The sequence below is a fragment of the Kitasatospora sp. NPDC033851 genome (assembly GCF_055576085.1).
The window spans coordinates 294,851-309,653 of the sequence record NZ_JBVIRL010000010.1; the positions used below are offsets into that span (position 1 = coordinate 294,851).

The following is a 14,803-nucleotide window of genomic DNA, read 5'->3' on the forward strand; positions in this document are numbered from 1 at the left end:
GCCCTGCCCGGAGCGGGGGTCAGTGGTGGCCGTGGCCGCTCGTGACCTCCGCGTGCTCCTCGGCGGTGGGCTTGGCGATCTGGCTGTCCTGGCCGTAGAAGCCGCGGGACAGCTTCACCCGGGCGCGGGTCCACATGCCGGCCTTGCGGACCACCCCGTTCTCGTCCACCTCCGGCGGCAGGACCGTCGGGCGCGGCTGGTCGTGCGCCGTGAGGGTGAAGAGTCGGCCCTGCGGCAGGGGGGCGTGGATCTCGATGAACTCGCCGTGCTGGAGCCGCTTGATGACGCCGGTCTCCCGGCCGTGCAGCACCTTCTCCTTGTCCCGCCGCTGCAGGCCCAGGCACCACCGCTTGGTGATCACGAAGACGACCACCGGCACGGCGAAGAAGCCGGCCCGCACCGCGTACGTGATCGCGTTGATCGAGAGGTGGAAGTGGGTGGCCAGCAGGTCGTTGCCGCCGCCCGCCAGCAGGACCAGGTACAGGCCCATCCAGGCCGCGCCGAAGGCCGTACGGACCGGGGCGTTGCGCGGCCGGTCGGCGATGTGGTGCTCGCCGCGGTCCCCGGTGACCCACGCCTCCAGGAACGGGTAGCCCCAGATGATCATCAGGACGGTAGGGAAGATCATCAGCGGGATGAACACCCCGAGATTCAGGGTGTGGCCGCCCCAGACGCTGATCTCCCAGCCGGGCATCACACGGACCAGGCCCTCGGAGAAGCCCATGTACCAGTCCGGCTGGGCGTCCGTGGACACCTGGTCGGGCCGGTAGGGGCCGTACGCCCAGATCGGGTTGACCGTGGCGATGGCCGACATCACCGCGACCACGCCGAAGACCAGGAAGAAGAAGCCGCCCGCCTTCGCCGTGTAGACCGGCAGCAGCGGCATGCCGACCACGTTCTCGTTGGTCCGGCCGGGCCCGGCGAACTGGGTGTGCTTGTGGTAGAAGACCAGGATCAGGTGCGCCGCGAGCAGGCCCACCATGATCCCCGGGATCAGCAGGATGTGGACGGTGAACAGCCGCGGGATGATGTCGGTGCCCGGGAACTCACCGCCGAACATGAAGAACTGCAGGTACGTGCCGACGATCGGGACGGCGAGGATCGCGCCCTCCATGAACCGGATGCCGGTGCCGGAGAGCAGGTCGTCCGGCAGCGAGTAGCCCATGAAGCCGTCGAACATGCCGAGGAACAGCAGCAGCGCGCCGAAGACCCAGTTGACCTCGCGCGGCTTGCGGAAGGCGCCGGTGAAGAAGACGCGCATCATGTGCGTCAGCATCGAGGCGACGAAGACGATCGCCGCCCAGTGGTGGATCTGCCGCATCAGCAGGCCGCCCCGGACCTCGAAGCTGATGTCGATTGTCGAGGCGTAGGCCTCGGACATCGGGACGCCCTTGAGCGGCACGTACGAGCCCTCGTAGACGACCTCGCCCATGCTCGGCTTGAAGAACAGGGTCAGCCAGACGCCGGTCAGGATGATGATGACGAAGGTGTAGAGCGCGATCTCGCCCAGCATGAAGGACCAGTGGTCCGGGAAGATCTTGCGCAGATTGGCCTTGGCCAGGGAGTAGATGCCGAGCCGGCCGTCGGTCCAGTCGGCGAGAGCCTCGGCCTTGTTCGCGGGCTTGGCGCGCGTGGTGGTCACCGGTCCCGGCTGCGACTGCTGGTCGGTTCTCACGACGGGCTCCCCGGCGTCCTCGGCGTGCCGTGCTGGATCCCCGTCGGCGGGAACGCCGGCCGGCGAAGTGTTGTGATCATGGGACCTCTCGATACGGGCTCGCCGGTCGGACCGGCGCGCGGACCGGGGTGGTCCGCTGGACCCGTTGCTCAGGGTGATGGAGCGCTTACTCTGACATGCTGTCGGCAGGGGGCCGACTGTGCACGTCCATCGGCCCGTCCGGCCGCTCGTGTCGGGCCGGACGGGGGTCCCTGACGCCCGATCGGCTGGCCGCCGGTCGGCCCAACGGGTGCCGATGCTGCGGTCGGGTGCCGCTGAACCGATTCGGCGCGCGCCGCGCCCGGGGCTCGCGCGGTCCACGGCCTACGCTGCGCCAATGGTGGATCACCGTGAACTCTTCGAGGACGTCACCGAAGCCCTGACCCGCGCCGGGTTCGACACCGCGCCGGGCCCCTCACCGCTGTGGATCGGCCACCACCCCGAGGGCGTGGTGGTCGGCTGGACGCCGGACGCGGAGCCGGACGGGCCGCTCACCCGGGAGGCGCGCGCGGCGCTGAGCGGCGCGGCCGCGCTCGTGCTGCGCGAGTGCGGCTACCTGGTCGCCGAGACGGAGGCGGGCGACCTGCTGGTGCGCACCGCCGAACCGGTGACGGTCCCGGCCGAGCCGGAGCCGGTACCCGAGCAGTGGTGGGGGTGACGGGCCGAGCGGCGGCGCGCGCCTTCCGCCGGCCGTCCGTCTCCCGCCGACTGCCCTTCTCCCGCCGACCGCAGCGACGTGCCGGTTTGGGGAACGCGCGGGGGGTTCCATACCGAACCGTTACCTGAAGCGGGGGTGCAGTTGACCAGCGCGGCTCTAAGGTTTGCCTAAGCTAAGCCGAAGCGCCCTGGACCACGACGTCCGGGGCGTTCGGCTGTGCCGCTCCACCGCCACCGCGGCGGGGCGAGAACAGGTGACGGCCCGGGGTGGCCCGGGGGAGGAGCCCGCTGCATGTGGGATGAGGCGTTTCCCAGCTTCCTGATCGGGTTGCGCGAAGGCCTGGAAGCCGGACTGGTCGTGTCGATCCTGGTCGCCACGATGGTCCGGGCGGGCCAGAAGGCCCGACTGCCCCAGGTGTGGAGCGGCGTCGCGGCGGCCATCGCGCTCAGTCTCAGCTTCGGCGCGGTGCTGACCTTCACCTCCGCCACCCTCTCCGGTCACGCCCAGGAGGCGTTCGGCGGGGTGCTCAGCCTGATCGCGGTCGGCTTCGTCACCGCGATGGTGTTCTGGATGCGCCGCTCGGCCCGCACCCTCTCCGCCGAGCTGAAGGAGAAGGTCCAGGCCTCGCTGGCGATGGGCGCCGGCGCGCTGGTCCTCACCAGCTTCCTCGCGGTCGCCCGCGAAGGCCTGGAGACCTCGCTCTTCCTGTGGACCAACGTGCGCACCGCCGGGGAGTCCACCGGCCCGCTGCTCGGCGCGGCCGTCGGCCTGGTGCTCTCCACCGGGCTGTGCTGGGGCCTGTACCGGCGGGCGCTGAAGATGAACCTCACCCGGTTCTTCACCATCACCGGCGCCGGGCTGATCGTCGTCGCGGCGGGCGTGCTCGGCTACGGCCTGCGCGACCTGCAGGAGTCCGGCCTGGTCGGCGGCGGAAGCACGTACGCCTTCGACCTGAGCGGGCACCTGGACGCCTCGTCCTGGTACGCCACGCTCGTCCAGGGCACGCTCAACCTGACCGTCACCATGACGGTCCTGCAGGTCGTCGGCTACGTCGCGTACCTGGGCATCGTGATGACGAGTTTCATCGAGGACGTCCGGGGCGGCACGGGTGCGTCGGCCGCGACTCCCGCCGCGGGTTCCGGGCCGGCTGCGGCCGAGAAGGCCGCGCCCGCCGAGCAGAAGGCCGGAACGGTGCGCCCCGGGCGTCCGCGCTGGGTGCTGCCGGTCGCGCTGGTCGCCGTCCCGGTCGTGGTGGCCGGCGCCGTCGTCGCGGTCAGCGACGGCAAGCAGGACAGCTCCGCCACCGTCACCGTCTCCGAGCACGACTGCGGCAAGGGCTTCGGCACCCCGCAGCCCGGCCAGCAGGTGTTCCAGATGCACAACACCGGCGACAAGGTCTCCGAGGTGTACCTGGTCAACCCGGGCACCGGCGCGGTCTACGGCGAGGTCGAGGGCCTGGCCCCCGGCACCACCCGGGCCCTGACCGCCACCATCGGCTCGGGCGACTACGCCTGGCGCTGCGTGCCCACCGGCGGAAACGCCGTCACCTCCGCCGCCGTGCACCTCACCGGCGGCAGCGAGGTCAAGGCCGTCAAGCCGGTCTCCGAGGACGACCTCAAGGGTCCGCTCGACAGCTACAAGGACTACGTCGACCAGGGCCTCGCGACCCTCATGACGCAGTCCCAGAAGCTCCAGGCCGACGTGCACTCCGGCGACCTCGCCACCGCCAAGGCCGACTGGCTCACTGCGCACCTGCAGTACGCCTCGCTCGGCGCCGCCTACGGCACCTTCGCCGACCTCGACGGCAAGATCGACGGGCGCCCGGACGGCCTCGCCGACAAGTACCAGGACCAGGGCTTCACCGGCTTCCTGTGCCTGGAGTACGGCCTGTGGCACGGCCAGTCCGCCGCCGACCTGACGCCCGTCGCGGACGAGCTGGCGCAGAACGTCGCCAAGCTGGCCCACGACTTCCCGACGCAGGACTTCGACCCGGCCGACCTGCCGCTGCGCGCCCACGAGATCCTGGAGAACACCCTCCAGTTCGAGCTGACCGGCGACACCGACATGGGCAGCGGCACCAACCTGGCCACCGCCCAGGCCGACCTGGCCGGCACCCAGGAGCTGCTGACCCTGCTCCAGCCGCTGCTCGACGAGCGCGACCCGCAGCTGCTGGTGCGGGTGAACGCCGGGATGAAGCGGGTCGGCGACCTCGTCGCCGCCGCCCACGCGCCCGAGGGCTGGACCCCGGTCGACCGGCTGTCCGCCGACGCCCGCCGCCGGCTCAACGGCGCCACCGGCCAGCTGCTCGAAGACCTCGCCCCCATCCCCGCCCTGCTCGAGATCCGGAAGGCCGCCTGATGACCGACCACACCGCAGCCGCCGGCTCCTGCCCGTTCCCGCACGCCGCCGCCCAGGAGGCCGCCCGGGCCGCCGCCGTGGCCGCGGCGGAGAGCGGCTGTCCGGCCGGTCCGGCCCGGCGCAGCTTCGTCCGGGCCGCGCTCGGCGCGGGTGCCGGAGCGGCCGTGCTCGGCGGCGGCGCCCTCACCCTCGGCGCCGGCCCGGCCGCCGCCGGGGACGGCCGGCAGGCCAAGAGCGGGGCGGTCCCGTTCCACGGCGACCACCAGGCCGGGATCACCACCCCGGCCCCCGGCTACGCGGCCTTCGTGTCGTGCCAGGTGATCGCCCAGGACCGCAAGGGCCTCGAAGACCTCCTCAAGACCCTGACCGAGCGGATCCGCTTCCTCACCGCCGGCGGCACCCCGCCCGACCTCGGCGTCGGCGCGCCGCCCTCGGACAGCGGCATCCTCGGCCCGACCGTCCCCACCGACAACCTGACCGTCACGGTCGGCGTCGGCGCCTCGCTCTTCGACGACCGCTACGGGCTGGCCAAGGCCAAGCCGCTCAAGCTGACGCCGATGAAGACCTTCCCCAACGACAACCTGCAGGCCGCCGAACTGCACGGCGACCTCTCGCTGCAGATCTGCGCCGACCGCCAGGACACCGTGCTGCACGCGCTGCGCGACCTTACCCGGCACACCCGCGGCGCGCTGCAGATCCTCTGGCGGATCGACGGCTTCCAGAACCAGTCCCGCCCGGACGGCGCCCAGCGCAACCTGCTCGGCTTCAAGGACGGCATCGTCAACCCGGACACCGGCTCGTCCCGGGAGATGGACCGGCTGATCTGGGTGAACGGCGGGACGGGCGAGCCGGCCTGGGCCGTCGGCGGCAGCTACCAGGTGATCCGGATCATCCGGATGCTGATCGAGTTCTGGGACCGCGTCACCCTGACCGAGCAGGAGAAGATGTTCGGCCGCCGCCGCGACACCGGCGCGCCGCTCGACGGCCACCAGGAGACCGACGCGCCGGACTACGCCAAGGACCCGGACGGCAAGGCGATCCCCCTCGACGCGCACATCCGCCTCGCCAACCCGCGCACCGCCGACACCGACGACTCCCGCATCCTGCGCCGCGGCTACAACTACGACCGGGGCATAGACAAGGCGGGCAACCTGGACATGGGCCTGGCGTTCTGCTGCTACCAGCAGGACGTGGTGCGGCAGTTCGAGGCGACCCAGACCCGGCTCATCGGGGAGCCGCTGGTGGACTACATCTCGCCGACCGGCGGCGGGTACTTCTTCGTCCTGCCGGGTGTGAAGGACAACGCCGACTGGCTCGGGCGGGGGCTGCTGGCCGCCGTCTGAGGGTGAACTCCACGGCGGGCCCGGTGCGTCGACGCACCGGGCCCGTTGGCACCGGGCCCGTTTGTGCCGGCCCGGTCACACCGGGCCCGTTCGTGCCGTCAGCCGGATGCTGTCAGTGGTCAGCCTCGAGCCGTCAGGCGTCACCTGCCGAGCGTGAAGCCGATCACCGCGCCGCCGCCCGCCCGGTTGGTCGCGAAGGCCGTGCCGCCGTGCGAGCGGGCCACCTCGTCCACGATCGCCAGGCCCAGCCCCGAACCGGGCAGGCTACGGGCTGCGGTGGCCCGGTAGAAGCGGTCGAAGACCCGGTCGAGGTCGGCCACGTCGATGCCCGGGCCGCGGTCGCGCACCTCCACCCGTGGGCCGCGCACCACCACCTCGATCGGGCCCGCGCCGGCCGGGTCGAACTTGGCGGCGTTGTCCAGCAGATTGCCCACCGCCCGGGCCAGCGCGTCCGGGCGGGCGGTGACCACGGTGTCGTCGGCGTCCACCAGGATCTCCCGGTCGCTGCGCCGCCGGGCCTGGGCGGCCGCCCCACGGACCACCTCGGCCAGGACCACCTCGGCCGGCTGCTCGTCCGCCCTGCGATCCGCGGCGAGTGCCACCAGCTCCTCCACCAGCTGGGTCAACTCCCGTGCCTCCTCGGTCAGATCGGCCATCAGGGCGGCGCGCTCGGCGGGCGGCAGCCGGTCCATGGCCGGGAGCACGGCGAGGTTGGTGCGCAGACTGGTCAGCGGGGTGCGCAGCTCGTGCCCGGCGTCCTGGACGAGGCGGCGCTGGTTCTCCTTGGCGGTGGCGAGCCGGACCAGCATCCGGTCGAAGGCCCGGCCGAGCCGGCCCACCTCGTCCGTCCCGGCGGCGGGCACCGGGACGTCCAACCGCCCGCTGGTGGCGACCAGTTCGGCCGCTTCGGTGAGCCGGACCAGCCGTCCGGAGATCCACCGGGCGAGCAGCCAGCCGGCCCCGCCCGCGAGCACCGCGACGACCGCCACCAGGGAGGCGGTCCGGATCCGCAGGGCGGACAGCAGGTGCTCGGTGGGGCCGACCTGCTGGATGATCTGGACCGCGCCGCGACGGCCGCCGAGCGAGACCACGCCCACCCGGAGGGTGTCTCCGTGCAGTCGGCGCAGCCCGGTCACGGTGCGGCCGGGCTCGTCGGCCCGGGCGAGTTCGCGGTCGGCCGGGGTCGACGGCAGGTCGAGCCGGGCCGTGCCGGGGAGCACCCGGGCGTCGGGGGAGAGCGCCTGCGAGGTCACCCGGATCGGGCGCAGCAGGTCGTCGCTCAGGCCGCTGGGGCCGGCGAAGTCGCCCGGGAAGAGGACCTGCTGTTCGACTTGCCGGTCGACGGACCGGACGGCCGCCGTGAAGTCGGCGGTCTCGTCGTCCCGGATCAGCCGGGCGGCGGCGTGATAGCCGAGCGCGCCGATCAGGACCGCCACCAGGGCGGCGATCGCGGCGAAGGCGAGCGAGAGGGTGGTGCGCAGGCCCGGGCGCGGCAGGCGCGGGCGGCGGCGCGCCGGGCCGGTCACGGCTCGCGCAGCGTGTAGCCGACGCCGCGGACGGTGTGGATCAGCGGGGCCAGGCCGGAGCGGTCGAGCTTGCGGCGCAGGTAGCCGATGAAGACGGCGAGGTTCTTCGAACCGGGACCGAAGTCGTAGCCCCAGATCTGCTCGTACAGGGTGGCCTGGTCGAGGACGGCCCCGCAGTGCCGGGCCAGCAGCTCCAGCAGGTCGAACTCGGTGCGGGACAGTTCCAGCTCCTCTCCGGCGCGCCAGGCCCGCCGGGCGGGCGGATCGATCCGCAGGTCGGCGACGGTCAGGACCTCGGTGGCCGGGGCGGTGTGGTTGCGGCGCAGCAGGGCGCGCAGGCGGGCGAACAGCTCGTCCACGTCGAAGGGTTTGACCAGGTAGTCGTCGGCCCCGGCGTCGAGGCCGGCGATCCGGTCCGGGACCTCGACCCGGGCGGTGAGCATCAGCACCGGGGTCCGGTCGCCGGCGGCGCGCAGCCGGCGGCAGACCTCCAGGCCGTCCGGCTCGGGCATCATCACGTCGAGCAGCAGGACGTCCGGGCGCTGTTCGGCGAGGACTGCCAGGGTCTGGGTGCCGTTCGCGGCGATCCGCACCCGGTAGCCCTCCAGCATCAGCGCGCGGGTGAGCGAGTCGCGGATGGCCCGGTCGTCCTCGGCGATCAGCACGGTGTGGGTCATGGCGAAGATTCTCCCTGGCGTGCTCACGACCGTTCCGGGCGGGTCGGGTAGACGGCCTGGCGGGCATCTCCGGGTACCGCTTTCGCCTGCTGCTTCGTGGGCGTACGGTGGCCACACGGTGGTGTGCCGCCGGGTGGGCCGCCGGGTCAGTGTCGGCACGCCCTGCCGGAGGCCGCGATGGCAGACCGGATGGCCTTCTTCACCACCCCGCGCGCGGAGCGGGCGCGGCGGGACGCGCGGGAACGGCTCGACGACCGGCGGGAGGTGTACCGGCCGGGGGCGCTGCTGCCGATCGTGAGCGGACAGGCGGAGCGCTGCATGGACTGCGGGCTGCCGTTCTGCCACAGCGCCTGCCCGCTCGGGAACCTGGTGCCGGACTGGAACCGGCTGGTGGCGGCCGCCGACTGGCGGGCGGCGGCGGCCCGGCTGCTGGCGACGAACAACTTCCCGGAGTTCACCGGGAGGCTCTGCCCGGCGCCCTGCGAGAGCGCCTGCGTGCTGGCGATCGACGGTGCCGCGGTGACCATCAAGAACGTGGAGCTGGCGATCGCCGACCGGGCCTGGGAGGAAGGCTGGGACGAACCGTTGCCGCCCGAACAGACCGGCGGATGGGGTGACAGGCGGGGGGACGGGCGGGGCGGCGGGCGGCGGGTCGCCGTGATCGGGTCGGGCCCGGCCGGGCTGGCCGCCGCCCAGCAGCTGACCCGCGCCGGGCACGCCACCACGGTGTACGAGCGGGCCGACCGCCCCGGCGGGCTGCTGCGGTACGGCATCCCGCCGTTCCGGCTCGAGAAGCACCGGCTGGAACGGCGGCTCGACCAACTGCGGGCCGAAGGCACCGCGTTCCGCACCGGCGTGTGGGTCGGCCGCGACCTGCCGGGCGAAGAACTGCGGGCCGGGTACGACGCGCTGGTCGTCGCCGTGGGCGCGACGGCCTGCCGGGAACTGCCGGTGCCCGGACGCCAACTGCCCGGGGTGCACCAGGCGATGGACTACCTGACCTGGGCGAACCGGGTGGACGAGGGCGATTGCCCGGACTCGCCGGTCTCCGCCGAAGGCCGCCACGTGGTGATCGTCGGCGGCGGGGACACCGCGGCCGACTGCCTGGGCACGGCACTGCGCCAACGCGCCGCCTCGGTCACCCAGCTGGACATCAACCCGCGCCCACCGGAGCGCCGGGCGCCAGGGCAGCCCTGGCCGGTCCACCCCAAGGTGTACCGCGAAACCACCTCGCACGAGGAGTCCGGCGCCACGGCGGCCGGGCCCCGGGAGTTCGCGGCGGTCACCGTGGGCTTCGAACCCGGTCCGGACGGCCGGCTCGCCGCCGTCCGCCTCGCCGAGACCGAGCCCGCCGACCGCAGCCCGCGGGCCGGCACCGAACAGAGCCTGCCGGCGCAGCTCGCACTGCTCGCCCTGGGCTTCACCGGGCCGGAGCCGGACCAGCGGCTCTTCGCCCAACTCGGCCTCGCCACCGGGTCCGAGGGCACCCTGGTCAGGGACGACGGCTTCGGCACCGCGGCGGAGGGCGTCTTCGTCGCGGGTGACGCCGGACGCGGACAGTCGCTGATCGTCTGGGCGATCGCCGAGGGACGGGCGGCGGCCGCGGCGGTGGACCGCTACCTGCGGGGGCGGACCGAACTCCCGATGCCGATCCGGGCCTCGGCGCGGGCACTCACCCTGTGATCCCGAAGGGCCCTCGCCCGGCCTGGAGGTCTGAAGTGCCCGCGTCCGGCCGGGCCACTGGGCGTGCCTCATGGGGTGGGCTCCGCCGCCGGTCCGGTGGTCGGTTGGAGGGTTGGCGCGGTGGTTGGTTGGGCGGTCGGCGCGGTGGTTGGCGCGGTGGGGTGGGCGCCCCGGTCGTAGCGCCAGAGCGCGGGGATCGCGGCGGGCAGGATGGCGGCGCTGCCGAAGCAGAGTAGGCCGCCGGTGCGCAGGGCGGCCCGGATGCCCTGCCGGGCGGCGAGGCCGCCGGCCCGCAGATCGCCCAGGGCCGGCCCGGCGGAGCCGATCAGCATCTCCAACCCGGCGGCGCGGCCTCGGAGTTCGTCCGGAATGGACTGGTTCCAGATTGCACTGCGGAAGGTGTCACCGATCCAGTGCGCCCCGCCGGCGACGGCCAGGCAGAACAGGACGACCCACAGGCCCGGGGCGAAGGCGGCCGCGGCCGTCGCCGCGCCGACCAGGGCGGCGGAGAGCACCACCAGTCGGCCGTGTCGGCGTACGCGCTCGGTCCAGCCGCCGGTCGCCGCGGCGATCAGGCTGCCCACCGCTCCGGCCGAGTAGAGCAGGCCGAGCGCCCACGTCGCGTCCAGCTCCGCGGCCAGGAACGGGAACAGGGCGGTGGGCAGGGCGAAGACGGTGGCCGCGAGGTCGGCCAGATAGGTGCCGATCAGGTCAGGCCGCCGCGCGGCGTACCGGGCGCCGTCGACGAACTCGCCCAGCTGCGGCTTCACGGCGTCCCGCTCGGATGGGACGGGCCGAACCCGGGCGAGCAGGGCGAGCGAGAGCAGGAAGGTGCCGAGGTCGACCAGGTAGGCCGCAGGGGCGCCGGCGGTCGCGATCAGCAGCCCGGCGGCGGCCGGGCCCACCACCCCGCCGACGCTCCAGCGCAGCGAGAGCAGGGAGCCGGCCGCCACCAGGTGATCGGGTGGCACCAGGCGCGGAATCATCGCCTCGACCGAGGGCTGCTGGATGCCCTGCAGGGCGGCGGCCACCCCGGCGGCCACGTAGAGCGGCCAGGCGGCGGGCGCGCCGAGCAGCGCGTTGGCCAGCAGCAGGGCACTGAGCGCGGCCAGCGCGAACTCGGTGACCAGGGCCACCGTGCGGCGGTCGGCGCGGTCGGCGAGGACACCGCCGTACAGGCCGAACACGATGACGGGCACGAGTTCGACCGCCCCGACCGCGCCCACGGCCCACGGCGAGCCGGTGAGGTCGGCGAGCTGCAGGGGGATCGCCGTCATGGTGAAGACCGAGCCGAGCAGGGTGACCGTGCCGGAGGTCCAGATCAGACGGAAGTCCCGGGAAGACCGCCAGGGCGCGGTGTTCGGGAGCAGCCGGGACCGGAAGCGGTCGGGGGTGGAGGTCATACGGGGTTGGTCCCTTCGTGGCCGGCGTCGTCGCGGTGCTGGCAGGTGGGCAGGTGGGCAGGTGGGCAGGTGGGCAGCTGGCAGTGATGGCGGTCCTTATCGCTGATAAGTTCCAGCTCGGGAACTTATCGGCGATAAGGTGAGTCCGGCAAGCGATTAAACCCGGGAGGTCGAACGGATGGCGCTGCAACGCGACGACGTGGTGCGCACCGCGCTGCGCCTGCTCAACGAGGAGGGCATCGAAGGGCTGACCACCCGCCGGCTCGCCCGCGAACTCGGTGTCCAGTCGCCGGCCCTGTACTGGCACTTCAAGAACAAGCGGGAACTGCTCGACCTGATGGCCGAGGCCATGCTCGCCGAGGCCCTCCCGCCCGACCGCGAACCGGACCCGGAACACTGGCCGGCGTGGATCGCCGCCGACGCCCGCGCCAAGCGCCACGCCCTGCTCGCCTACCGCGACGGCGCCCGGGTGCACGCCGGCACCCTGCCCGCCGACGACGAACTCCCGGCCGTCGAGGCCCAGTTGCGTGCCCTCAGCCGGGCTGGGCTGCGCCCGCGCACGGCGCTGCGGCTGCTGCTGACCGTCGACCGGTACATCATGGGCTGGGTCACCGAGGAACAGGCCTGGCGGCAGGACGCCGCAGACCGCGAGCGGCCGCCGTTCCCGGACGACGCGCTGCGCGAACTCCCGCTGCTACGCGAGGCCGCCGACGTGCTGCGGATGACGGACCACGACGCCGACTTCGAGTACGGGCTGCGCGTGATGATCGAGGGGTTCCGGGCGGAGATCGCCCGGGAGGCGGCGGAGTCGGCCGGGCCGGGGGATGGGCTAGGTTGGCGCCATGCCCACCCTTGATCCCCGCAGCACGGCCCTGGTCCTGATCGACCTGATGAGCCGGATCGTCGCCAACCCGCTCGCGCCGCACGCCGGTTCGGAGGTGGTGACGACCTCGCTGGAGCTCGCCCGGGCCTTCCGCGCCGCCGGCGCCCCGGTCGTCGCCGTACGGGTCGACCGGCCGAACGTCGCCGAGCAGCCGCCCGGGAGCGAACTGCTCGCGGAGGTCGAGGCGGTGGCCGACGAGGTCGTGGTGAAGCGCACCCTCGGTGCCTTCCAGGGCACCGGCCTGCACGAACTGCTCCGGGAACGGGGCGTGGAGACCCTGGTGTTCGCCGGGATCGCCACCAACCTCGGGGTGGAGTCGAGCGCCCGCGCGGCCTCCGACCACGGGTACGAGCTGGTGTTCGTCGAGGACGCGATGACCGCGCTCACGGCGGAGGAACACCGGGCGTCGGTGGAACTCGACTTCCCGCGTCTCGGGGAGGTCGTGGCAGCGGGGGACCTGCGGCTGGGATAGGGCCCGCCTTCCTCGGGCCGAGGGCGTGCCTCCCTCGGCCCTCGGTCCTCGGCCCGGCTCTGCTTGACCTTGACACAGTGACAAGGCCTTCACTGTGGCCGAGGAGGTAGTCCTGATGACTATGTCGACAGAGAGCACGAACACGAGCGCGAAGGCGAACACGAAGGCGAAGGCGAACGCGAACGAGGCGCGAGCCCTCCGGGGACTGGAGAGCGACAACTCGTCGGTCCGACTGCAGGCGGCGTTGGCCGTGGGCACGAACCCGGAGCCGGCGTTCGTCGGCAAGCTCATCGAGCGGTGCGCGATCGAGCCCGAGTTCTCCGTGCGCGAAATGCTCACGTGGGCACTCACCCGGCACGCGGCATCGATGACGGTCCCGGCGCTTGTCGACGAAGTCCGCTCGGAGCGTGCGCAGGCGCGGAGCCAGGCACTGCACACGCTGTCCAAGATCGGGGACCGGCGGGCGTGGCCGGCGATCACACCGGCGCTGCTGTCCGACACCGACGAGGAGGTGGCCCGCAGTGCCTGGCGGGCCGCCGTCGTTCTCGTGCCCGACGGTGCGGAGCAGGCGTTGGCCGTAGGGTTGGCGACGCAGCTCGGGCGCGGCGAACGCGAGACGCAGCTGAGCCTCAGCCGGGCGCTGATCGCGCTCGGGGAGGCGATGGCGCCGGCACTGGGCGCCGCGACGGCGGACCCCGACCCCCGCGTGCGCGCACACGCGATCGCCACGGAACGCCTGTCGCGCGACCCGGACGCCGGATTCGAGTTCGCGATCGAGGAGGCGAAGCGCGTCGTCGCCCTCGGCGGGCGCGACCAGGACGGGCGGTAGGCAGTGTTGATCGGTGACGTCGCGCAGCGGTCCGGGGTCAGCGCCCGCATGCTCAGGCACTACGAATCGCTCGGCCTGGTACGGCCGTCGGGTCGCACTGACTCCGGCTACCGGGAGTACTCCGAGGAGAACATCCGGCGGATCTTCCACATCGAGAGCCTGCGGTCCCTGGGGCTGTCGCTGAGCGACGTCGGGCGCGCGCTCGATGACCCCGGCTTCGCGCCCTCGGAACTCGTCGACGACCTCATCCGCCGGACGCTGGACCGCATCGCGGCGGAGACGGAGCTGCTCACCCGGCTCCGTCGGATCGGTGCCGCGGAACCCGCCGGCTGGGAGGAGGTCCTCCAGACCGTCTCGCTCCTCCAGGCGCTGGAGTCGAAGAACGCGGGCGCTCGCCAGCGCGCGGCCCTGTCCGCCGCCGAGGAGGTCTCCGTACCGGTGGAAGCCCTGGCCGAGGCCGTGCTCGGCGAGTCGGACCCGAACGTCGCCGGAGCCCTCCGCTGGGCTCTGGCGCAATCCGGCGAGGACGCGTTGGAAGCGCTGGCGAAGGGCCTCGGCTCACCCGCGGCCGAGGTGCGGGAACGTGCCGTCCGGTCCATCGCCGAGATTCCGGACGGCGAGGCGACCGCCCTGCTGCGGGACGCCCTCACGAACACCGACATCGTCGTCCGCGGGTACGCGGCCCTGGCACTCGGGACACGCGGAGTGGCCGACGCGGTCCCGACGCTCATCGACATGATCGTCGAGGCGAGGAACGACGCCGACGCGGCCGACGCACTGAGCGCGCTGGCCGGCGACCCCGCGGGTGATCCCGCGTTGGCGGACCGGATCGCCACCGGACTCGTCGACCGCCTCGCCCCCGGCACCACCGGAACGCCCGCCCGTCGACGGCTGACCCAGGCGCTCGCGGACATCCCGGGGACGACGGCGTCACGCGCCCTCGGGGATCTGGCCCAGGACGAAGACCGTGCGGTGGCGCTCACCGCGACCTACGTCCTCAAGCTGCGCGCCGCCCGGTAAGGGCTGGACGAAGGCTGGTGCGCAGCGCGCCGCACGGCCGGCCGGCACCGGCCGTCGACCCGCTGCCGACCGACCGTCAACCTGCCGTCGACCGGCCGTCGACAGGCTCTCGCAGCCCGGTTCGACGGCCGGCGATGCGACCGGTCAGACACCCCATGTCGTTGGGTGTCAAGCGGCAATGGGTTGGGCGTGGTGTGACCAGGCGGTCGCCTCGTCGTAGAGGGTGCGGGTCTTGAG

Annotated in this window: 12 protein-coding genes; 8 read left to right on the forward strand and 4 right to left on the reverse strand. The window is 73.3% G+C overall.

The window, feature by feature from the left end:
• Nucleotides 1-19: 19 nt before the first annotated feature.
• Nucleotides 20-1,642, reverse strand: coding sequence for a cytochrome bc1 complex cytochrome b subunit (gene qcrB, locus ACZ51D_RS21475; protein WP_465619246.1), 1,623 nt, complete (start codon nt 1,640-1,642; stop codon nt 20-22).
• Nucleotides 1,643-2,051: 409 nt separating this feature from the next.
• Between qcrB and ACZ51D_RS21480 the strand changes: the two genes are divergently transcribed.
• From ACZ51D_RS21480 to efeB, 3 genes are all read left to right on the forward strand, one after another.
• A complete protein-coding gene (locus ACZ51D_RS21480; RefSeq protein ID WP_465619194.1) occupies nt 2,052-2,372 on the forward strand; it encodes a hypothetical protein in 321 nt (106 codons plus the stop codon).
• Between the two features lie 291 nt (nt 2,373-2,663).
• On the forward strand, nt 2,664-4,730 hold the full coding sequence (efeU, locus tag ACZ51D_RS21485; protein ID WP_465663275.1) for an iron uptake transporter permease EfeU: 2,067 nt from the start codon (nt 2,664-2,666) through the stop codon (nt 4,728-4,730).
• Nucleotides 4,730-6,073, forward strand: a complete 1,344-nt coding sequence (efeB, locus tag ACZ51D_RS21490) for an iron uptake transporter deferrochelatase/peroxidase subunit (RefSeq protein ID WP_465619198.1) — start codon at nt 4,730-4,732, stop codon at nt 6,071-6,073. Before efeU ends, efeB begins: the two co-directional genes overlap by 1 nt.
• Nucleotides 6,074-6,213: 140 nt before the next feature.
• Here the strand turns inward: efeB and ACZ51D_RS21495 are convergent, their stop codons facing one another.
• Both ACZ51D_RS21495 and ACZ51D_RS21500 read right to left on the reverse strand, forming a co-directional pair.
• Entirely contained in the window at nt 6,214-7,599 is a 1,386-nt protein-coding gene (locus tag ACZ51D_RS21495; protein ID WP_465663276.1) for a HAMP domain-containing sensor histidine kinase, read from the reverse strand.
• Nucleotides 7,596-8,276 (reverse strand): response regulator transcription factor, encoded by a 681-nt coding sequence (locus ACZ51D_RS21500; RefSeq protein ID WP_360491344.1) that lies wholly within the window; start codon nt 8,274-8,276, stop codon nt 7,596-7,598. The genes ACZ51D_RS21495 and ACZ51D_RS21500 overlap by 4 nt, the downstream gene beginning before the upstream one ends.
• A 177-nt stretch (nt 8,277-8,453) precedes the next feature.
• Here ACZ51D_RS21500 and ACZ51D_RS21505 point away from each other — a divergent pair, with 177 nt between their 5' ends.
• Nucleotides 8,454-9,959 carry a glutamate synthase subunit beta gene (locus ACZ51D_RS21505; RefSeq protein WP_465619203.1) on the forward strand — a complete coding sequence of 502 codons (1,506 nt, stop codon included), beginning with the start codon at nt 8,454-8,456 and terminating at the stop codon, nt 9,957-9,959.
• Nucleotides 9,960-10,027: 68 nt separating this feature from the next.
• Here ACZ51D_RS21505 and ACZ51D_RS21510 read toward each other — a convergent pair whose 3' ends face one another.
• On the reverse strand, nt 10,028-11,362 hold the full coding sequence (locus ACZ51D_RS21510; RefSeq protein WP_465663277.1) for an MFS transporter: 1,335 nt from the start codon (nt 11,360-11,362) through the stop codon (nt 10,028-10,030).
• 178 nt (nt 11,363-11,540) lie between these two features.
• Here ACZ51D_RS21510 and ACZ51D_RS21515 point away from each other — a divergent pair, with 178 nt between their 5' ends.
• The 4 genes from ACZ51D_RS21515 (at nt 11,541) to ACZ51D_RS21530 (ending at nt 14,566) form a co-directional block, all read left to right on the forward strand.
• Nucleotides 11,541-12,218: a TetR/AcrR family transcriptional regulator C-terminal domain-containing protein gene (locus tag ACZ51D_RS21515; protein WP_465619207.1), complete on the forward strand. Its 678-nt coding sequence runs from the start codon at nt 11,541-11,543 to the stop codon at nt 12,216-12,218.
• Nucleotides 12,205-12,717 (forward strand): isochorismatase family protein, encoded by a 513-nt coding sequence (locus ACZ51D_RS21520; protein ID WP_360491332.1) that lies wholly within the window; start codon nt 12,205-12,207, stop codon nt 12,715-12,717. Before ACZ51D_RS21515 ends, ACZ51D_RS21520 begins: the two co-directional genes overlap by 14 nt.
• A 94-nt stretch (nt 12,718-12,811) precedes the next feature.
• Nucleotides 12,812-13,546, forward strand: coding sequence for a HEAT repeat domain-containing protein (locus ACZ51D_RS21525; RefSeq protein ID WP_465663278.1), 735 nt, complete (start codon nt 12,812-12,814; stop codon nt 13,544-13,546).
• 3 nt (nt 13,547-13,549) lie between these two features.
• Nucleotides 13,550-14,566, forward strand: coding sequence for a HEAT repeat domain-containing protein (locus ACZ51D_RS21530; RefSeq protein WP_465663279.1), 1,017 nt, complete (start codon nt 13,550-13,552; stop codon nt 14,564-14,566).
• Nucleotides 14,567-14,803: the final 237 nt, after the last annotated feature.

Bases quoted from the DNA above. Each gene is read 5' to 3' on its own strand.
- ACZ51D_RS21520 (WP_360491332.1), top strand. From the start codon at position 12,205: ATGCCCACCCTTGATCCCCGCAGCACGGCCCTGGTCCTGATCGACCTG.
- efeU (WP_465663275.1), top strand. From the start codon at position 2,664: ATGTGGGATGAGGCGTTTCCCAGCTTCCTGATCGGGTTGCGCGAAGGC.
- ACZ51D_RS21500 (WP_360491344.1), bottom strand. From the start codon at position 8,276: ATGACCCACACCGTGCTGATCGCCGAGGACGACCGGGCCATCCGCGAC.
- ACZ51D_RS21505 (WP_465619203.1), top strand. From the start codon at position 8,454: ATGGCAGACCGGATGGCCTTCTTCACCACCCCGCGCGCGGAGCGGGCG.
- efeB (WP_465619198.1), top strand. From the start codon at position 4,730: ATGACCGACCACACCGCAGCCGCCGGCTCCTGCCCGTTCCCGCACGCC.
- ACZ51D_RS21480 (WP_465619194.1), top strand. From the start codon at position 2,052: ATGGTGGATCACCGTGAACTCTTCGAGGACGTCACCGAAGCCCTGACC.
- ACZ51D_RS21515 (WP_465619207.1), top strand. From the start codon at position 11,541: ATGGCGCTGCAACGCGACGACGTGGTGCGCACCGCGCTGCGCCTGCTC.
- ACZ51D_RS21510 (WP_465663277.1), bottom strand. From the start codon at position 11,362: ATGACCTCCACCCCCGACCGCTTCCGGTCCCGGCTGCTCCCGAACACC.